Source organism: Exiguobacterium abrahamii (genome assembly GCF_015645365.1).
In the GTDB taxonomy this organism is placed as follows: Bacteria; Bacillota; Bacilli; order Exiguobacteriales; family Exiguobacteriaceae; genus Exiguobacterium_A; species Exiguobacterium_A abrahamii.
The window spans coordinates 1-19,385 of record NZ_JADOYC010000007.1 but is presented as its reverse complement, the minus strand read 5'-3'; the positions used below and the strand labels follow the sequence as shown (position 1 = coordinate 19,385).

General features: G+C 48.1%; 23 protein-coding genes and 2 other annotated features. All 23 genes read right to left on the bottom strand.

All coding sequences use genetic code 11. The features are described 5' to 3' along the window. Window positions 1–76: 76 nt before the first annotated feature. The 23 genes from ITJ88_RS14710 to ITJ88_RS14600 all read right to left on the bottom strand — a co-directional run bounded on the left by ITJ88_RS14710 (window position 77) and on the right by ITJ88_RS14600 (window position 19,217). Window positions 77–673 (bottom strand): class I SAM-dependent methyltransferase, encoded by a 597-nt coding sequence (locus ITJ88_RS14710; protein ID WP_023466614.1) that lies wholly within the window; start codon window positions 671–673, stop codon window positions 77–79. 82 nt (window positions 674–755) lie between these two features. Beyond that, window positions 756–1,124 carry a 50S ribosomal protein L7/L12 gene (rplL, locus tag ITJ88_RS14705; protein ID WP_023466613.1) on the bottom strand — a complete coding sequence of 123 codons (369 nt, stop codon included), beginning with the start codon at window positions 1,122–1,124 and terminating at the stop codon, window positions 756–758. A gap of 76 nt (window positions 1,125–1,200) precedes the next feature. After that, complete coding sequence (gene rplJ / locus ITJ88_RS14700; RefSeq protein ID WP_023466611.1) at window positions 1,201–1,707, bottom strand: 50S ribosomal protein L10; 507 nt, start codon at window positions 1,705–1,707, stop codon at window positions 1,201–1,203. A 50-nt stretch (window positions 1,708–1,757) separates the two neighbouring features. Beyond that, window positions 1,758–1,909: a sequence feature (ribosomal protein L10 leader region), on the bottom strand. Window positions 1,910–1,964: 55 nt separating this feature from the next. Then, the gene (gene rplA, locus ITJ88_RS14695; RefSeq protein WP_064300983.1) at window positions 1,965–2,651 is read right to left on the bottom strand and encodes a 50S ribosomal protein L1; all 687 of its coding nucleotides are present in this window, start codon (window positions 2,649–2,651) and stop codon (window positions 1,965–1,967) included. Between the two features lie 117 nt (window positions 2,652–2,768). After that, on the bottom strand, window positions 2,769–3,194 hold the full coding sequence (rplK, locus tag ITJ88_RS14690; protein WP_023466609.1) for a 50S ribosomal protein L11: 426 nt from the start codon (window positions 3,192–3,194) through the stop codon (window positions 2,769–2,771). A gap of 149 nt (window positions 3,195–3,343) precedes the next feature. Beyond that, the gene (nusG, locus tag ITJ88_RS14685) at window positions 3,344–3,895 is read right to left on the bottom strand and encodes a transcription termination/antitermination protein NusG (RefSeq protein ID WP_023466607.1); all 552 of its coding nucleotides are present in this window, start codon (window positions 3,893–3,895) and stop codon (window positions 3,344–3,346) included. A gap of 19 nt (window positions 3,896–3,914) precedes the next feature. Beyond that, window positions 3,915–4,085 (bottom strand): preprotein translocase subunit SecE, encoded by a 171-nt coding sequence (gene secE / locus ITJ88_RS14680; protein ID WP_023466605.1) that lies wholly within the window; start codon window positions 4,083–4,085, stop codon window positions 3,915–3,917. 44 nt (window positions 4,086–4,129) lie between these two features. After that, window positions 4,130–4,276, bottom strand: a complete 147-nt coding sequence (rpmG, locus tag ITJ88_RS14675; RefSeq protein WP_023466603.1) for a 50S ribosomal protein L33 — start codon at window positions 4,274–4,276, stop codon at window positions 4,130–4,132. 155 nt (window positions 4,277–4,431) lie between these two features. Continuing rightward, window positions 4,432–5,073: an RNA polymerase sporulation sigma factor SigH gene (gene sigH, locus ITJ88_RS14670; protein ID WP_029343084.1), complete on the bottom strand. Its 642-nt coding sequence runs from the start codon at window positions 5,071–5,073 to the stop codon at window positions 4,432–4,434. Window positions 5,074–5,259: 186 nt separating this feature from the next. Next, on the bottom strand, window positions 5,260–5,790 hold the full coding sequence (locus ITJ88_RS14665; protein WP_050677145.1) for an NYN domain-containing protein: 531 nt from the start codon (window positions 5,788–5,790) through the stop codon (window positions 5,260–5,262). Next, window positions 5,787–6,551: a 23S rRNA (guanosine(2251)-2'-O)-methyltransferase RlmB gene (gene rlmB / locus ITJ88_RS14660; protein WP_035399377.1), complete on the bottom strand. Its 765-nt coding sequence runs from the start codon at window positions 6,549–6,551 to the stop codon at window positions 5,787–5,789. The genes ITJ88_RS14665 and rlmB overlap by 4 nt, the downstream gene beginning before the upstream one ends. Window positions 6,552–6,636: 85 nt before the next feature. After that, window positions 6,637–7,041, bottom strand: a complete 405-nt coding sequence (locus ITJ88_RS14655; protein ID WP_195866120.1) for a Mini-ribonuclease 3 — start codon at window positions 7,039–7,041, stop codon at window positions 6,637–6,639. Next, complete coding sequence (gene cysS, locus ITJ88_RS14650; protein WP_087681151.1) at window positions 7,038–8,435, bottom strand: cysteine--tRNA ligase; 1,398 nt, start codon at window positions 8,433–8,435, stop codon at window positions 7,038–7,040. The genes ITJ88_RS14655 and cysS overlap by 4 nt, the downstream gene beginning before the upstream one ends. Next, on the bottom strand, window positions 8,389–9,090 hold the full coding sequence (epsC, locus tag ITJ88_RS14645; RefSeq protein ID WP_370567843.1) for a serine O-acetyltransferase EpsC: 702 nt from the start codon (window positions 9,088–9,090) through the stop codon (window positions 8,389–8,391). The genes cysS and epsC overlap by 47 nt, the downstream gene beginning before the upstream one ends. 27 nt (window positions 9,091–9,117) lie before the next feature. Continuing rightward, window positions 9,118–9,336 (bottom strand) — a binding site (T-box leader). Continuing rightward, the gene (gene gltX, locus ITJ88_RS14640) at window positions 9,336–10,784 is read right to left on the bottom strand and encodes a glutamate--tRNA ligase (RefSeq protein WP_023466595.1); all 1,449 of its coding nucleotides are present in this window, start codon (window positions 10,782–10,784) and stop codon (window positions 9,336–9,338) included. Its footprint overlaps the feature before it by 1 nt. 43 nt (window positions 10,785–10,827) lie before the next feature. After that, window positions 10,828–11,310 (bottom strand): 2-C-methyl-D-erythritol 2,4-cyclodiphosphate synthase, encoded by a 483-nt coding sequence (ispF, locus tag ITJ88_RS14635; RefSeq protein ID WP_029343079.1) that lies wholly within the window; start codon window positions 11,308–11,310, stop codon window positions 10,828–10,830. 2 nt (window positions 11,311–11,312) lie between these two features. After that, window positions 11,313–11,996: a 2-C-methyl-D-erythritol 4-phosphate cytidylyltransferase gene (gene ispD, locus ITJ88_RS14630; protein WP_195866118.1), complete on the bottom strand. Its 684-nt coding sequence runs from the start codon at window positions 11,994–11,996 to the stop codon at window positions 11,313–11,315. A gap of 132 nt (window positions 11,997–12,128) precedes the next feature. Continuing rightward, a complete protein-coding gene (locus ITJ88_RS14625; protein WP_195866117.1) occupies window positions 12,129–13,214 on the bottom strand; it encodes a PIN/TRAM domain-containing protein in 1,086 nt (361 codons plus the stop codon). 127 nt (window positions 13,215–13,341) lie between these two features. Beyond that, window positions 13,342–14,718 carry a DNA repair protein RadA gene (gene radA, locus ITJ88_RS14620; protein ID WP_029343076.1) on the bottom strand — a complete coding sequence of 459 codons (1,377 nt, stop codon included), beginning with the start codon at window positions 14,716–14,718 and terminating at the stop codon, window positions 13,342–13,344. 76 nt (window positions 14,719–14,794) lie between these two features. Then, a complete protein-coding gene (clpC, locus tag ITJ88_RS14615; protein WP_023466588.1) occupies window positions 14,795–17,242 on the bottom strand; it encodes an ATP-dependent protease ATP-binding subunit ClpC in 2,448 nt (815 codons plus the stop codon). Then, window positions 17,242–18,315: a protein arginine kinase gene (locus ITJ88_RS14610; protein ID WP_195866116.1), complete on the bottom strand. Its 1,074-nt coding sequence runs from the start codon at window positions 18,313–18,315 to the stop codon at window positions 17,242–17,244. The genes clpC and ITJ88_RS14610 overlap by 1 nt, the downstream gene beginning before the upstream one ends. Beyond that, window positions 18,308–18,736 carry a hypothetical protein gene (locus tag ITJ88_RS14605; protein WP_029343073.1) on the bottom strand — a complete coding sequence of 143 codons (429 nt, stop codon included), beginning with the start codon at window positions 18,734–18,736 and terminating at the stop codon, window positions 18,308–18,310. Before ITJ88_RS14605 ends, ITJ88_RS14610 begins: the two co-directional genes overlap by 8 nt. A 25-nt stretch (window positions 18,737–18,761) precedes the next feature. Continuing rightward, the gene (locus ITJ88_RS14600) at window positions 18,762–19,217 is read right to left on the bottom strand and encodes a CtsR family transcriptional regulator (protein WP_023466578.1); all 456 of its coding nucleotides are present in this window, start codon (window positions 19,215–19,217) and stop codon (window positions 18,762–18,764) included. Window positions 19,218–19,385 lie beyond the last annotated feature (168 nt).

Genomic DNA, 19,385 nt, shown 5'->3' with positions numbered 1-19,385 from the left:
CCAAAAATCACTCCAATGGCATTTTATAATACTATCATAGACACAACATGCGGTCAACGACAAATCCTTCGATTTGTCAAGACCGAATTGATTTAAATATCGAGTACCCTTTATCGCGGGTAACTGTCTCACACATACCGAATACGTCTTCCATCAATTTCTTCGCTGATGGTCCACCTTGTTTCTTTTGAATGACGACCCAAAGCTCGCCTCCGACGACAAGGTGATCATACGCTTCCCGGAGAATACGATGAACGACCGTTTTTCCCGCCCGAATCGGTGGATTCGTCACGATCGCTGCGAATGTCGATTCGCCTACCCCATCATACCCGTCACTCACACCGGTCGTCACGGAAACACCGTTCGCGCGCGCATTGTCTGCCGCTAGTTCGAGCGCCCGTTCATTGACATCGATCAAGTGCGCCGGACGACCCGTCGACTTCGAAAGCGCGATGCCCATCGGTCCGTATCCGCAACCGACATCCAAGATGTCTCCCGCTACAGCCGGTTCCGTGAATGCCTCGATCAACAAACGGGAACCAAAATCGATTCCGTTCTTCGAAAAGACACCATGGTCCGATGTAAAGCGGAGCGTCTGACCACGCAGAACATATTCCCACGTCTTCGGATCTCGTTTCGATGAAGGGTCATTCGTATAATAATGATCCGCCATGTTTCCTTCCCCTCTCATGTAAAAGATGAAAACAAAAGAAGCTCGCAATGCGAGCTTCTCTTGTTTCTACGGAAGAAGAAAATTACTTAACTTCTACAGTAGCGCCAGCTTCTTCAAGCTTAGCTTTCATTGCTTCAGCGTCTTCTTTCGAAACGCCTTCTTTAACTGGTGCTGGAGTTCCGTCTACGAGAGCTTTCGCTTCTTTAAGACCGAGACCAGTCAATTCGCGAACTGCTTTGATGACGTTGATTTTACCAGATCCAGCGTTAGTAAGGATAACGTCGAATTCAGTTTGCTCTTCAGCTGCTGCGCCTGCGCCAGCACCTGCAACTGCTACTGGAGCTGCTGCTGATACGCCGAATTCTTCTTCGATTGTTTTTACGAGTTCGTTAAGTTCAAGAACAGTCATGCCCTTGAGGTCTTCGATAAATTGCTCTTTGTTGAAAGCCATTATGGTTTTCCTCCTTTGATTTAGCCCACGTTGGGGTGTGAAAATTGTGTTGGTTGCCTATCCCGCTAAGCAGAAATTAAGCAGATTGTTCTTCTTTTTGCTCTGCGATTGCGTTCGTTGCCACCGCGAGTCCACGGATTGGCGCTTGAAGCACGCTGAGGAGCATCGAAAGGAGACCTTCGCGTGATGGAAGTTCCGCAAGGGCTTTGACATCTTCTACTGAAGTGACTTTGCCTTCGATGATACCACCTTTAAGTTCGAGAGCCTTGTGCGTTTTAGCGAAGTCGTTCAAGATCTTAGCTGGCGCGATAACGTCTTCATTGCTGAAGGCGATCGCACTAGGACCTGTGAAGACTTCATCAAGACCTTCGAGGTTGCTTTGAACTGCCGCGCGGCGGAGGAGACCGTTTTTGTAAACTTTGAATTCAACGCCCGCTTCGCGGAGTTGTTTACGAAGTTCAGTGACTTCTTCTACTGTGAGACCACGGTAGTCGACGACAACTGTTCCTGCGCTCGCTTGGAGTTTCTCAGCGATCTCAGATACGAGATCCGCTTTGACAGCGATAACTTTTTCGTTTGCCATTTCTGTTGCACCTCCTGGTAGATGAAATGTACCGGTGCGAGGGGCTGCTCGATTTCAAATAAAAAGCCTCCGTCTGCAGAGCAGAGGAGGCGTAATCGTCAAAAAGGATACCTGAACAAACAGGCTCTCTGAGCAAGAACACCTCGGAAGGATTTATGCCCATGTGAGCACCTTCTGTCTACGGTATGTCGAAATATATCAACGTTTTATACTGTAACAGCGTTCTTAGAACGTTGTCAAGTTCGTTTTAGACGAAATTATTTCGCGAAGTCAGCTGAAGATACTTTTACACCAGGACCCATTGTAGAAGCGATCGCGATGTTCTTAAGGTATACACCTTTAGCAGTAGCAGGCTTAACTTTTACGAGAGTTTCGATAACTGTGTTGATGTTATCAACGAGTTTCTCGTTATCGAATGATTTTTTACCGACAGGAACGTGGATGTTACCTGATTTGTCGACACGGTACTCAACTTTACCAGCTTTGATATCGTTGATTGCTTTTGTGACGTCAAATGTAACTGTACCTGTTTTCGGGTTTGGCATGAGGCCTTTTGGTCCGAGAACGCGACCAAGTTTACCAACTTCACCCATCATGTCTGGTGTCGCGACGATAACGTCGAAGTCGAACCATCCTTGTTGGATTTTGTTGATGTACTCAGCATCACCAGCGTAATCTGCTCCAGCAGCTTCCGCTTCTTTTAATTTCTCACCTTTCGCGAAGACGAGAACTTTTTGTGTTTTACCAGTACCGTGTGGCAATACGACTGCTCCACGGATTTGTTGGTCTGCTTTCTTCGGATCTACTCCGAGACGAACAGCCAATTCGATAGTCTCATCGAATTTCGCAGTTGCAGATTTTTTAGTCAAATCTACAGCTTCTGCGAGTTCGTATGAAACCGTACGATCGATAAGCTTAGCAGCTTCTTTGTACTTCTTACCCATTTTAGGTTCCTCCTTTGTGGTTGTGCGGAAAATCCTCCCACATAATGAAAGGGTAGCAGGCTTCAAGAAACTATCCGCCTGCGACCCTCATCGTTGTTCATGGTAATCAAAAAGACATTAGTCTTCGATTACGATACCCATAGAACGTGCAGTACCTTCAACCATCAACATTGCTGTTTCAACAGATGATGCGTTAAGGTCTGGCATTTTTGTTTCAGCGATTTCACGAACTTTGTCACGTTTGACAGTCGCTACTTTCTTACGGTTCGGTTCACCTGAACCACTCTCAATTCCAGCTGCTTTCTTCAAGAGAACTGCTGCTGGAGGAGTTTTAGTGATGAATGTGAATGAACGATCTTCAAAAACCGTGATGACTACAGGGATAATCAAGCCGGCTTGGTCTTGTGTACGAGCGTTGAACTCTTTACAGAAGCCCATGATGTTCACACCTGCTTGACCGAGTGCCGGTCCAACTGGTGGAGCTGGGTTTGCTTTGCCCGCAGGAATTTGAAGTTTTACGAGTTTCATAACCTTCTTCGCCACGAGACACACCTCCTTAATTCTTTAATGTGGTTTAATTGGACGTTGCGCGTCCTCCCACTCATTCTATTCGACGAGTTATTTATCGAAATAAGCACAACATCAAACACGAAAAATTGTATCATTAAAACAAAACATTCGCAATAGGAAACTTAATCGATTTTATCGACCTGTGCGAAATCAAGCTCGACCTTCGTTTCGCGACCGAACATATCAACAGAGACTTTCATTTTCTCAGCATCTGTATCAAGCTCCTCGATCGTACCTTCGAGATTTTCGAAAGCTCCTTCTTTGATTCGGACGATTTGTCCGAGTGAGAAGTCGTAACGGCTCTTCAGATCGACGAGACCCATTGATCCAAGGATGTTTTCTGCTTCTTCCGGAAGGAGTGGTGTCGGTTTTGAACCGCCGCCGACTGATCCGAGGAAGCCTGTGACGTTCGGAGTATTCCGGACGACATACCAAGAATCATCCGTCATGACCATCTCGACGAGGACATACCCCGGGAAGATCTTGACTTCACGTTCCTTGATTTTCGTTTCTCCCTTTTTGTTCGTTACTTCTTCTTGTACCGTTTCAATCGGAACGAGTACACGGAAGATTTTTTCGTCCATGTTCATGGATTCAATCCGACGTTCAAGGTTCGCCTTGACGTTGTTTTCGAATCCGGAATACGTTTGGACGACAAACCATTGTTTCTCCATGGTAGGCCACCTCTTCTTTTTACTTAATCAACCAGCTCATCAATGCGCTAAGCCCTGAATCGACGCCGAAGATGAAGACACCCATGAAGATCACCATACCGATGACCGTCAATGTGTATTTCGTCAGCTCTTTCCGTTTTGGCCAGCTCGTCTTTTTCAATTCATTCCATACGTCACGCAAAAATTTCATCGTACTTTCCCTCCAGGATGTAATAAATCGGGACAGATGAAGCCTTATTTCGCTTCTTTATGAATCGTATGCGCGTTACAACGACGGCAGAATTTCTTCAATTCCAAGCGGACAGTGACGTCCTCTTTTTTCATCGTCGTATAGTCGCGGGCACCGCAATTATCACAAGCAAGGCCTACTTTCTTCGCCATCTCAAAGTCCTCCTTCTTTGCCACTCTTCTCTTCTGTTAAGATACTTTCCTTCCGAAAAAGAGCGTAAAAAAAAACGCCTATGAGCGGCGTCTCGCTAGTAAGGCGCTAGTTATACAGTAGCATAGGAAGGGATTACGGTCAATCTACCTCTCTGTTAGACCGTCATCTTTCGTGCTTCAAGATATCGCTCAAGCTTGCGCTTGACACGTTGCAAGGCATTGTCGATCGATTTAACGTGACGATCGAGATCGTCAGAGATTTCCTGATACGTCCGTCCGTCGAGATAGAGCGCGAGGACCTTGCGTTCGAGGTCGCTCAGAATCTCATCCATTTTCGATTCGATGTCTGCGTATTCTTCCCGGTTGATGATCAAGATTTGTGGATCAGAAGGTGCTGTCGACGTGATGATATCAAGTAACGTCCGCTCCGATTCATCGTCATAGATCGGTTTATCGAGCGAGATGTACGAGTTCAACGGGATATGTTTCTGACGTGTCGCCGTCTTGATCGCAGTGATCATCTGTCGAGTGATGCATAATTCGGCAAATCCTTTAAACGAGGCGAGCTTATCCGTTCGGTAATCCCGTACCGCCTTATAGAGACCGATCATTCCTTCTTGAATGATGTCTTCCCGGTCTGCCCCGATCAAAAAGTAAGAACGGGCTTTAGCACGTACGAAATTTCGATACCGCTCGATCAAAAATTCGAGCGCATCGCTGTTATCGAACTCTTTCGCTTGTTCTACAAGCGCTTCATCGGTCATGCACTCAAACTGGTCGAACGAAACCAAACTCATCCTGTATCCCTCCAAGCATCATTGACGAATAGTTCAATTGTTTTTAATTATACAATAATTACCTATCGCACGACAATGAAAATTGGCATGACCTCTTTTGTTGCATCCAAAATGTATCTTTTCTATAAAAAAATCCATCGCTCTTCCGAATGAAGAACGATGGATTGCTCATACGAATGGTTCATATCATGTATCTGAATTCTTTCGGCGACGAATCGCTTCGAGGCGCGCGACGACGTCTTCCGGTAAATCAATCTTCGAACGCGGTTGAGCCGTCGTCTTCGCAGACGTCGTTTGTTGCTTGATGACAGCAACGGCTGCTTTCCACTCACGCCTTAGTTCCTGCGCCGATATACGGAGTGCGCCAAGCGTGAAGATGACCCATTGCTCCGTGTAGTCGTTCGTCGCTACCGTCAGCTTGACCCGGATATCCTGCAGCCAGTCAGCAGCTGTTTTCTCAATCCACTCGTCCGCCGTCTCGTTTTCGCGTGTATAGACGATATCGATTCCGCTTTTTAGCATCCGAGACTCACGTCCTGGTTGCAGATAGGCATCAAAGACGATCGTAACGCTGATCCCTGTGACGGCTTGGTACTCCGCCATCGCATGAATCAACCGTTCCCGTGCTAATTCAAAGTCTTGCTCCCGCAACGTCCGAAATTCTGGCCATGCGCCAATGATATTGTAGCCATCTACGATGAGGCGATCATATTTCATCGCGCATACGGCTTTCTAGTCCGGTAGACTTCATATAATAATAGCGAAGCCGCGACCGATGCGTTGAGTGACGTGACATGTCCTGCCATCGGGAGGTGGACGAGGAAGTCACATTTCTCACGGACGAGCCGGCTCATTCCTTTTCCTTCACTTCCAATGACGATTCCGAGCGGCATCGTACCATCGAGTGTTCGGTAGTCGTCACTTTCACGTGCATCCGTTCCGACGAACCAGATGCCTTGTTTCTTTAAATCCTCCATCGTCCGCGCGAGGTTCGTCACGCGAACGACCGGGATATGTTCGATCGCGCCTGTTGATGCCTTCGCGACGACTTGCGTCAAACCGACTGAGCGACGCTTCGGAATGATGATTCCGTGTGCTCCGACAGCATCTGCCGTCCGCAAGATTGATCCGAGGTTATGTGGATCCTCAAGTTCATCAAGCATGATCAAGAGTGGTGTTTCATCCTTTTGACGTGCAAGCTCGAAGATATCTTCCATCTCGGCGTACTCATACGCAGCAACCGCTGCGACGACACCTTGGTGATTTTCCGTTCCAGCTAAACCGGTTAACCGCGAACGCGGGACGAGCTGGATTTGAATGCCCGCTTCCTGCGCCATCGCATGGATAACGGCAAGCGGTCCTTTTTGTTGTCCTTCCTGCAAGAACAGCTTGTTCATCTCTCGTCCACTCCGCAATGCCTCTAAGACCGGATTACGACCTGACAAGAAATCTTGTCCTTCTTCGAGTGGTTCGATCACGACGGGCTGTTCCTTGACTGGAGCGGCTTTTCGTTTCTCTTGCGCTGGGCGCTGCGCCTTCGTTTTCGGCTTCGCGCCGGTAGCCTTAGGATTCGTCTGTTTTTTCGGCTTCGAGTAGTTCGAACGCTTGTCCGATGAGTTCTTCAAGGCGATCCCCTCCTTCTGAAAGATAAATATAACCGAGCAATGCTTCAAATGCTGTCGCGTAGCGATACGTGTGGACGTCCGTGCTCTTCGGGACAGAACCGGATTTCGCGTTCTTTCCGCGCCGGACGACCGCTGCCTCTTCTTCTGTCAACGCATCCGTGTTCAACCAGTGCGTCACGACCATTGCTTGTGCTTGAGCCCGAACGTACCGGACAGCTGCTTTATGCAACTCGCCCGGCTTCACATAACCTTGTTCGAGCAATCGCTCCCGCACACGAATCTCATAGACGACATCGCCCATGTACGCTAACGCGAGTGCATTCAGTTGTTTGTAGTTCTTCATCCGCGCTTCCACCGCATCCCTTGTGCTGTGTCTTCCAGCAATATCCCTTGATCACGCAGCTGATCGCGGATGGCGTCCGCTCGTGCGAAGTCACGATTTTGACGGGCTGTGTTCCGCTCTTCGATCAACTGTTCGACTTCTTCATCGAGTAAGCCTTTGTCGACTGTCAACGTGACACCGAGGACATCTGATAATTCCGAGAAGAGTGCGAGGAACTGTTCGAGCACCTGTTTCGACACATGTGCTTCTCCGAGGTACAAGTTGGCTTCTTTTGAGAGATCGAATAAATCCGTCACAGCGTTCGCTGTATTGAAATCATCATCCATCGATGTGATGAAGTGTTCCTTGATCGCCGCTAGACGATTCAACCATTTCTCGTCACCTGTTCCGAGATCGGCCGTCATTTCAAGGCGGTGTTCGATGTTTGCGACCGATTCTCGAATCCGTGCGAGACCGTTCGCTGCTTGATCGATTAGTTCACGACTGTAGTTGATCGGGTGACGATACTGAACCGATAACATGAAGAAACGTAACACCATCGGATCGACTGCTTGGATCGCTTCATGGACTGTCAGGAAGTTACCGAGCGACTTCGACATCTTCTCGTTTTCGATGTTTAAGAACCCGTTATGCATCCAGTAGTTCGCGAATTTCTGTGAGTTGCATGCTTCCGACTGGGCGATCTCATTCTCATGGTGCGGGAACTTCAAATCTTGTCCGCCAGCATGGATATCAATCGTCTCCCCGAGGTATTTCTTCGCCATCGCCGAGCACTCGATGTGCCAGCCTGGTCGTCCTTCGCCCCATGGACTTGTCCATGCCGGCTCCCCTGGTTTTGCTGCTTTCCAGAGCACGAAATCAAGCGGATCTTCTTTTTTCTCTCCAACTTCAATTCGTGCGCCTGCACGCAATTCATCAATCGACTGTTGGCTCAATTGTCCATAATCATCGAAGCTACGCGTCCGGAAGTAGACATCTCCGCTTGATGCGTAGGCATTGCCTTTTTCGACGAGAACTTCGATGAAGGCGATGATATCGTCCATCGTTTCCGTGACAAGCGGATGGATGTCCGCTTTTTGGACATTCAAGGCGCCCGTGTCCGCGTGATACGCCTCGATGAAACGTTTCGTCAACGCATGATAGTCTTCTCCGAGTTCGTTCGCTGTCCGGATGATCTTATCATCGACGTCCGTGAAGTTCGAGACATATTTGACTTCATATCCGCGGTATGTGAAGTAGCGGCGGACCGTATCGAAGACGATGGCTGGACGTGCGTTCCCGATATGAATGTAGTTGTATACCGTCGGGCCACAGACATACATCTTGACCTTTCCTTCTTCTAATGGTTTAAATGGTTCCTTTTTTCCGGTCATGCTGTTGTACAGTTGAATCATGACGTCGCCCTCCTTTAATCCGTTCAATTTCTTGTTTTAATACTTCTAGTTCCTTTTCAATCCGCTCTTGGCATTCGCTGACCGGATCCGGGAAACGATGATCAAGTGGTGCTTCGACCTTCATGCCGTCCTGAATGACGACGCGTCCCGGAATACCGACGACGGTTGCATTTGGAGGAACGTTTTTTAAGACGACGGAACTGGCACCGATTTTCGAGTATGCCCCGATCGTGATATCACCAAGGACACGGGCACCGGCTGAGACAAGTACACCGTCTTCGATCGTCGGATGACGCTTTCCTGTTTCTTTCCCCGTTCCGCCGAGCGTCACGCCTTGAAACAACGTGACGTCATCACCAATGATCGTCGTCTCACCAATGACGACACCCATCCCGTGATCAATAAAGAACCGGCGTCCGATCGTCGCTCCTGGATGAATCTCGATGCCTGTCAAAAAGCGACTGAACTGCGAAATGAATCGACTGAGTAAGCGGAATTTTGCATTCCAGAGTCGATGGGCCAGGCGATGCATCCAAATCGCATGTAAGCCCGGGTATGTCAAAATGACTTCTAACGTGCTGCGGGCAGCTGGATCTTGCTCAAACACATTGCGGATATCTTCTCGTATCCGTGCCATATACGTTCTCCTCTCCATAAGAAAAAGCGCCTCCATGCATTGCTGCACAGAGACGCTAACGAAGCGCGGTCCCACTCTGTTTGGACGATTGACTCGTCCCTCTCGACGTCCGTTAACGCCGGAGATACGTCTGCGCCTACTCTCACGGATTTCGGGCAGCACTCAGAGGGGCATTTCATGATTCGCTTCTTCAAGCCCTCGCACCATTCGAGCTTGTCTCTGGAGAAGAAGACGCATCGTTACTTTCCTCGTCTACGCTTTCGTTATTCTGCTTCAAGCCGTGCAAGCACACGGTCTTTTCCTAGTAATTGAATCGTGTTCGGGAGTTCTGGACCATGTGTCTGTCCTGTCGTCGCGACACGAATTGGCATGAACAAGTTTTTACCTTTTTGACCAGTCGCTTTTTGCGTCGCTTTGATCGATGCTTTAATCGCTTCTGGTGTCCACTCTTCGAGAGCGCGTAACTGGTTCGCGAATTCTGCAAGTACAGTCGGAACCGTCTCGCCACTCAAGACAGTGTTTGCCTCTTCATCATACACCACTTCGTCCTCAAAGAACATCTCTGAAAGCTTGACGATTTCCGCGCCATGCGTCATCTGTTCGCGGTATAACGCGACGAGATCACGTGCCCAAGCGAGCTCTTCTTCTGAAGGTGACGCTTCGACGCGACCTGCTTCTTGTAGGAACGGAAGACTGGCTTCGAACACTTCTTCGAACGATTGATGTTTCATGTACTGGCTGTTGATCCAAGCCAATTTGTTTTGGTCAAAGACAGCTGGACTCTTCGAGAGACGATCCGCGTCAAAGATTTCGATGAACTCTTCTTTCGTGAAGATCTCTTGTTCGCCGACTGGTGACCAACCGAGAAGCGTGATGAAGTTGAGCAATGCTTCCGGGAGATAACCGAGCTCTTTATACTGCTCGATATACTGAATGATCGAGTGATCACGTTTCGAGAGTTTCTTGTGTGATTCGTTGACGATCAATGTCATGTGACCGAACGTCGGGTATTCCCAACCGAACGCATCATAGATCATCATCTGTTTCGGTGTGTTCGAAATATGATCATCCCCACGAAGAACATGGCTGATCGCCATCAAGTGATCGTCGATGACGACGGCAAAGTTATACGTCGGAATGCCGTCTTTTTTGACGATGACCCAGTCGCCGAAGTCTTTTGATTCGAATGAGACATCGTCTTTAACGATATCATTCCATGTATACGTGACATCTTCCGGTACACGAATCCGAATGGACGGCGTGCGACCTTCTGCGCGGAACGCTTCTTCTTGTTCTGCTGTCAGGTTACGGTGTGCTCCTGAATAACGTGGTGCTTCTCCACGTGCGATTTGTGCTTCGCGTTCTGCTTCGAGCTCTTCCGATGTCATGTAGCAACGGTAAGCAAGTCCTTTTTCAAGTAACTCGTCCGTGTACTTTTGATAGATATCGAGACGCTCCATTTGTGAATAAGGACCGTACTCGCCACCACGACCCGGACCTTCGTCCCAATCGACACCGAGCCACTCGAGGTTCTTCATTTGACTCTCGACACCGCCTGCGATATTCCGCTTTTGGTCCGTATCCTCGATTCGTAATACCATCTTACCGCCTAAGTGGCGCGCAAACAGATAGTTAAATAATGCAGTCCGGGCATTCCCGATATGCAAGTGTCCTGTTGGACTTGGGGCATAACGTACTCGTACTTCTGCCATTGCCAATCACTCCTTCGACTAAAATTCGCTTATCTAGTATACCTTATTCTTCGATTCGTTTCAGTAGAATCACTGCTTGACAAGCGATTCCCTCTTCTCGTCCCGTAAAACCTAACCATTCCGTCGTCGTTGCCTTGACATTGATCTGTTCAATGTCCGCTTCGAGCAATTCCGCGATCCGTGCACGCATCGTGTCGATGTACGGACGGAGCTTTGGTGCCTGTGCGATGACTGTCGCATCTAGGTTGCCAAGCTCATACCCTTGTTGTTTAACGAGCGCGTAAACATGCTGCAGCAATTTTGCTGAATCGGCATCCTTGAATTCCGGATCCGTATCCGGAAAATGTTTTCCGATATCCCCTGCTGCGATTGCACCAAGTGCCGCGTCGGCAATCGTATGTAACAAGACGTCTGCATCCGAGTGACCGAGCAATCCTTTCGTGTGCGGAATCTCGATGCCGCCTAAAATCAATTTCCGATCTTCTGCAAAGGCATGTACATCAAAACCTTGTCCAATTCGAATCATCGTCATTTCCCTCGTTTCATTAGAATCGCTTCACCGAACCACAAATCGTCCGGTGTCGTCATCTTGATATTTTCGTAGTGACCGTGGACGATCGTTACTTTTCCTCCGTCCCATTCTATCAAACTTGCATCATCGGTTCCTAGGTATTTCGTTGCCGCTTTTTCATGAACCGTGCGAATCGTCGCAAGATCAAACGCTTGTGGTGTCTGCGCTGCCATCAGGTGTTCCCGCGGGACGGTCTCACTGATGTGATTTGCTTCGATCCGTTTGACGGTATCTTTGATCGGCACGGCAAGAATCGCCGCCTGATCTAGGACTGCTGCTTGTACAACCGCATGAATCGCTGCTTGTGAAATGAATGGTCGGGCACCATCATGGATCAGAACGATCCCCTCGCCTTCTAACGCCTCAAGACCACGGAGCACACTTTCCTGACGTTCGGCACCACCCGCGACAAGTCTAATCGATGTCTTATAAGACGCGATAATACTTGTAAACCACTCCCGTTCTAATGGATTGATCGCAAGGACGATTTCCGTACATGCCGGATCTGCCTCGAAGACATCCAGTGTCCAAGCGATGATTGGACGTTCTCTTAGTTCAAGCATCAATTTATTACGATCTGCGCCCATCCGCTTACCGGCACCGGCAGCGGGGATGACGACGCGATATGTGGCTGTAGACATCCCATTCCCTCTTTTCTCTCTCACTGATCATCGTGATCCATTCCATCACACCGAAAACGGACTCGATCATGAAATCGAATCCGTTGCGGGGTCTATCCGAATGCCTCTCGATGTCTCTCTAGGCATAGTGTCTCATTTTTCTTGTGGTTTCGCAAAAATCATTCGTCCAGCTGATGTCTGCAAGACACTCGTGACGACAACGCCAATCGTTTTCGAAATGAGGTGTTTGCCTCCTTCAACAACGACCATCGTTCCATCTTCGAGATAGGCAATGCCCTGTTTTTGTTCTTTTCCTTCCTTGATGACAAGGACGGTCATCTCTTCTCCTGGAATGACGACTTGTTTGACGGCATTCGCCAGATCATTGATGTTGAGAACAGGAACATGTCGGACTTCACAAACTTTGTTCAAGTTATAGTCGTTCGTGACGACGATCCCTTTGACGAGTTCCGCGAGTTTGATCAGTTTAATATCGACTTCCGGTACATCCTCGAAATCGCCATCATAAATTTCGACTTCGACTCCAGGAATCTCTTGTAACTCTTTTAAGACATCGAGTCCACGACGTCCACGGTTTCGTTTCAACGTATCGGAAGAATCGGCGATGTACTGCAACTCCCCGATGACGAATTGCGGGACGATCAGTTTTCCTTCGACGAAGCCGGTTTTTGTGATATCCGTAATTCGCCCGTCGATGATGACGCTCGTATCGAGTACCTTACTGTTTGACTTTGCTGGGACGACGACTTCTGGCGTCGCCTTTTTTTCACTTTGGTTGCTACGTAAGAAGATTTTCGTCAATTCATGACGTTTACGATATCCGACCGTAAAGCCAAGATATCCGAATAACGCGGTCACGAAGATTGTTAAAACGTTACTGAGGACAGGAATACCTACCAAATCAATCAATGTACTGACGAGAAAGGCCAGTACCAACCCAATCAACAAACCAAATGTTCCAAAAAAGAGATCTGCCACCGGGGCTTTGACGAGTCGTTCTTCTAAAAATCGGAGAAGTCGAATTACCGAATCCGTAATGAATAATCCAATTAATAAGAATATGAGTGCACCAATCGTTCCAGTTACGTATTCGCTCATCAACCATGCAGGGAATGTCGTATTCGTTGCCGTTTCAATTAATTGGAAGAACTGAGGAAGCAACAAAATCCCGAGGGCAAGTCCGAGTAATGCAAAAAATACCCGAATGACGATTTTCAATCTTCTCACCTCCTTTGCTTATTTTAAGTTCATTGTAACATGTACTGATTTGAACTACCTACGCCGGAAGGAGGGGAAACTGTTTACATATCCATTACAGTTCCCCCATTTTTTGCGTCATTCCAGCTTAAAACGGAATCGTTTCACGTAATGCTTCGTCCACACTCTCGACACCGACGACCGTAATCCCGTCCGGATACGTCCAGCCGCCTAAGTTATTTTTCGGAATGATCGCCCGTGTGAAACCGAGTTTAGCTGCTTCTGCTACACGTTGTTCAATCCGCGATACACGGCGAACCTCACCTGTCAATCCGACTTCACCAATCACGACATCCGTCGGACGCGTCGGCTTGTCACGGAAACTAGAAGCAATCGCGACACAAACCGCCAAGTCAATCGCAGGTTCATCAAGCTTCACACCACCGGCTGCCTTGAGGTACGCATCTTGTGTCTGTAAGAGAAGACCCGATCGTTTCTCAAGCACAGCCATCAATAAGGCCACCTTATTTTGATCGATTCCGGTCGCCATCCGTCTAGGATTCCCGAATGACGTCGGTGAAATCAACGCTTGCAGTTCGACGAGGACCGTCCGTGTCCCTTCCATGGAAGCGACGATCGTCGAACCGGATACACCGGACGTCCGCTCCTCGAGGAAAATTTCTGAAGGATTCAAGACTTCTTCAAGACCAGACTCCCGCATCTCAAAAATTCCGATCTCATTCGTTGAACCAAATCGGTTTTTGACGGCACGCAGAATCCGGAACGTATGATGACGTTCGCCTTCGAAATACAAGACGGCATCCACCATGTGCTCCAGTAAACGTGGTCCAGCAATCGAACCCTGTTTCGTGACGTGACCAACGATGAAGATCGCAATCCCGCGACTCTTCGCAATTTTCATCAGCATCGCCGTACATTCACGTACCTGTGTCACACTCCCGGGTGCAGACTGGATTTCATCAATGTAAACGGTTTGAATCGAGTCGATGATTAAAAAACGTGGCTGTTCTTCATCGACGACACGTTCAATCATGTTCATATCCGTCTCACTGAGGACGAACAAATCCTGAGTTGGTAAGCCAAGCCGTTCCGCGCGCAATTTAGTTTGTTTGAGCGATTCTTCTCCTGAAATGTAGAGCACTTTTTCGCCGCGTTGGGCAAGACGTGCGCTCGTCTGCAGTAAGATCGTCGACTTCCCGATCCCCGGATCTCCTCCAACAAGCACCATCGAACCTGGAACGATACCGCCTCCGAGGACACGGTCGAATTCACCACTTCCGGTAAAGACGCGACTCTCTTCTTGTGAGACGATGTTCGCGAGGCGCTCTGGCTTCAATTGTTTTGTCGTCGTATGAACGAAAGCGGCACCGCGCCGTCCTTTTTTCTCTTCGACGACTTCTTCGACCATCGTGTTCCATTCTCCGCATCCAGAACAACGTCCCATCCATTTCGGTGATTCGGTCCCACAGCTTTGACAAACGAATTTTGTTTTTAACTTAGCCAATCGATTCATCCTTTCTGTTTCAAAAAAAGAACCAGCTTCGCTCAGAAAGTGCGAAAGCTGGCCCTGTGCTCAGTGCTTATTCCGTTGCGGCAGAACTCACGTGATTCCGGCGAACGATGAATTCGTTCTCTTCGACATCAAGCGCAACACGTTCTCCTTTTTGGATATCGCCTGCGAGCAATGCTTCTGACAACCGGTCTTCCGCTTCCCGTTGAAGGGCACGACGGATTGGACGTGCGCCGTACTCTGGATCGTATCCGATATCGGCAATCTTCGAGAGGGCAGCTGGTGTCAATTCGAAATGAATTTCCTGTTCAGCCAAACGTTTTTCAAGGGTTTTCGCCATCAACTTCACGATCTCTTCGATGTGTTGTTTCTCGAGTGAGTGGAAGACGATCGTTTCATCAATCCGGTTCAAGAACTCTGGACGGAACGCCCGTTTGAGTTCTTCCATGACTTTATCTTTCATGTCTTTGTATTCGCGATCCGTATCTTCCGAAACAGCGAATCCGACATATTTATTCCGTTTAAGGGCACTTGCACCGACGTTCGATGTCATGACGATGATCGTGTTACGGAAATCAACCGTCCGACCTTTCGAGTCTGTTAAGCGTCCATCATCAAGTACTTGCAAGAGAATGTTGAAGACTTCCGGGTGCGCTTTTTCGATTTCATCAAGTAAGATGACTGAGTATGGTTTCCGGCGAACTTTTTCCGTTAATTGACCGCCTTCTTCGTAACCGACATATCCTGGAGGTGAACCGACGAGACGGCTCGTTGCATGTTTCTCCATGTACTCTGACATGTCGATCCGGATGATCGCATCCTCATCTCCGAACATCGCTTCGGCAACCGCACGAGCTAGTTCTGTCTTACCAACCCCAGTAGGACCGAGGAAGATGAATGAACCGATCGGACGTTTTGGATCTTTCAGTCCAGCACGTGCGCGACGGATGGCTTTTGAAATTGATTTAACGGCTTCATTTTGACCGATGACACGATCGTGAAGGATTTCTTCGAGGCGAAGGAGACGATCCGTCTCTTCTTCCGCGATCTTCGTAACCGGTACACCTGTCCAGTTGGCAACGACTTGTGCGATGTCATCTTTTGTGACTTCCAATTTTTCGTTGCCTTGTTTATTCTGCCATTCCTCTTTCAAACGCTCAAGCTCATCGCGTAATTTTTGTTCCGTATCGCGGAGGCTTGCTGCTTTTTCGAACTCTTGGCTTTGGACCGCTTCGTCCTTGTCCTTGCGGATACCTTCAAGTTTCGCTTCGACTTCTTTTAAGTTCGGTGGTGCTGTGTATGAACGCAACCGAACTTTCGATGCCGCTTCATCAATCAAATCGATCGCTTTATCCGGAAGGAAACGATCCGAAATGTATCGATCTGACAATGTGACGGCTTCTTGAATCGCTTCGTCTGTGATTGTCACACGGTGGTGTGCTTCATAACGATCGCGAAGACCAAATAGGATTTGTGTTGCTTCATCCGTTGTTGGCTCTGCAACTTGGATCGGTTGGAAACGACGTTCGAGTGCCGCATCTTTCTCGATGTATTTCCGGTACTCATCAAGAGTCGTTGCTCCAATACACTGGAGTTCGCCTCGTGCGAGCGATGGTTTAAGGATGTTCGATGCATCGATCGCACCTTCTGCTCCACCCGCTCCGATCAATGTATGCAACTCATCAATGAAGAGAATGATGTTACCCGCTTGACGAATCTCATCCATGACCTTTTTCAAACGATCTTCGAATTCACCACGGTATTTCGTACCAGCGACGAGTGTCCCCATGTCAAGTACCATAACGCGTTTATTGCGTAACGTCTCCGGTACTTCATTGTTGATGATTTGTTGAGCGAGACCTTCGACGACAGCCGTTTTACCGACCCCTGGTTCCCCGATCAAGACCGGGTTATTTTTCGTCCGGCGGCTCAAGACTTCGATGACGCGTTGAATTTCTTTCGCACGACCGATAACTGGATCAAGACGTGTTTCACGCGCTTGCTGTGTCAAATCACGAGCAAGACCATCAAGTGTTGGTGTTGCGACACCTGAACCTGCTTGCGACGCGTTTGCTGTCGTTTCACTGTTCCCGAGCAACTGGAGTACTTGCTGACGGGCTTTTGAAAGACTGATGCCTAAGTTATTCAAGACACGAGCAGCAACGCCCTCTCCTTCTCGGATCAATCCGAGTAAGAGGTGTTCTGTTCCAACGTAAGAGTGGCCTAGTTTACGTGCCTCATCCATTGATAACTCGATGACTTTTTTCGCACGTGGTGTATAGTGAATCGTCGTTGCACCATCTTGTCCGCGACCGATCAATGCTTCGACTTCCATCTGAATTTTATCTGAACTGAGACCGAGTGCTGTTAAGGCTTTCGCAGCGATTCCGTCTCCTTCACGTACAAGTCCGAGTAAAATGTGTTCTGTTCCGATATTGTGGTGCCCCAACCGTACTGCCTCTTCTTGAGCAAGTGCCAATACACGTTGTGCACGTTCTGTGAATCGTCCAAACATCATTATGCAAAACCTCCTTGTGTGTGATCCCTGTTTGTCTGTTCGGTTAACATCGTCCGGATTCGTTTCGCCCGTTCAATGTCCCGTTCTCTAGATGTTAATTGTTTCCCGAAATGCTTTTGTAGAAAACCTGTTTGTAATGAAACGAGCAGTTGATGAAAAAGATTTGGAGGAAGATTGACTTCTAGTCCCAGACTGTCTGCTAAGCGAACATCCGATAGTCGTTCCGTTGCTTCCCGCGCCGTAATCAGTCGAGCTGATGTCAGGACACCGTAGGAACGATATAGTCTGTCCTCTAGTTCTTCTTGATACATCTCCAATAATCCTTTTCGTGCTGCCTGTTCTGCTTCAATTAATGCTTCGACGGCAAATTGATAGTCCGTGATCAGCATATCTTCACTTGCCCCAAGCGTCCGTTGGTTCGAAAGTTGGAACATGCGACCAGAGGCATCGCTTCCCTCGCCGTAACGCCCACGAATCGCGAATCCGAGCTGTCGTAAGTGTTTGATATAGCCTTGAATCTGATTCGTCAGGACCAGTCCCGGTAAGTGCAACATCACGGAAGCACGAAGACCTGTTCCGACGTTACTCGGACATGTCGTTAAATAACCAAGCGTATCATCAAAAGCAATTTTAAATCGTTCACTGATCAAACGATCGACTTGTTTTGCGATCCGAAACGCTTCTTCAAGTTGAAGTCCCGGTAATAACGTCTGAATTCGGAAATGATCCTCTTCGTTTACCATGACACTAATCTGTTCATCCTCACTAATGAAGAGTCCTGTCCGTGGATGACTTGCTAACGCTGGACTGATCAGATGCTTTTCTACTAAAGCGGTTCGCGTCAGAACATCTGCTTGATCAACGCGACCAAACCGGAACCCTTTCATCCCGTTTAGTTGGCGTTCGGTCTCTTCAATGAGCGCATTCGCTTGTGCTTCTGACAACATCGTTGAGAACGGATAACGTGTCGTATTACGCGCCAACCGGATCCGTGTCGAAACGACGATGTCGTCAAAGGGAGAAGATTGATTCATCGATTCGCTTAAAGGGTGTTGGAGCAACTCTTCAAACATGACGCAAATCCTCCTCGACACTCTCAATCTGTTGTTTTATGATTTCTGCTTCTTCATAATCTTCTGCTAAGATTTTGCGGTTGAGTTGTTCTTTCAGTCGACTGAGCTGCTGGTTCAATCGTTTTTCAACGGATTCCTCATCAGGCCGTGAGCCATAATGTTGCGTATGACCGTGTTGGAATTGACGAACCATGCCGTCGACTTCGTCTTTAAAAAATGAATAACAAGTCGGGCAACCGACTTTACGAAGATGAAGCAATTGTTGACGGGTCATACCACAAGACGGACACGCCGTCCCTTGATATTCACGTGCTAACTCCCGCACACAAACCGAGCATAAGAACTTTTCATCGGTTTCCGATTCTTGTGGAAGTTTGACACGGACGATTGCTTCTCGTTCGCCACATCGTTGACAACGCATCATGCATTCCTCCAATGTCCGACGACTAGAGTCGCTTCATGGTTTGAAGAAGCGTCCGCATCAAGTGGGCACGCATCCGGTGTTGATCTTCGACCGCCATTGGCAAACTCTCTTTTTGCAACAGCGATTGAATCAAAATAGCTTCCCGCCGCGTCAGTAATTGTTCGTTCATCAAACGAATCAAATAATCTTCTGCAGCTTGTTCCGTCAAATGATCACCAATCCATGAACTGACTTCGTCTAATAGATCGTGACTATCGAGCACAACGATTTTTTGAATGCGAATGTATCCACCGCCACCCCGTTTACTTTCAACAAAATAGCCCTTCTCGACCGTAAAACGAGTATTAATGACGTAGTTGATTTGTGATGGAACACAGTCAAAACGTTGTGCAATTTCTTGACGTTTGATTTCAATCGTCTTTTCGTCGTGTAAAATTTGCTTTAAATAGGCTTCGATGATATCTGTGATGTTTTGCATTGGCACCACCTCTCTGACCATCTTTGACTATTGTTTGATTTAATAGTAATCATCTAAAAAAAGAAATGCAACTGATAAGGCTTTTTAGAAAACACAAAAAGACCGACCTGCAATCTGCAGATCGGTCAAGTGCCTGGCAACGTCCTATCCTCACAGGGGGAAGCCCCC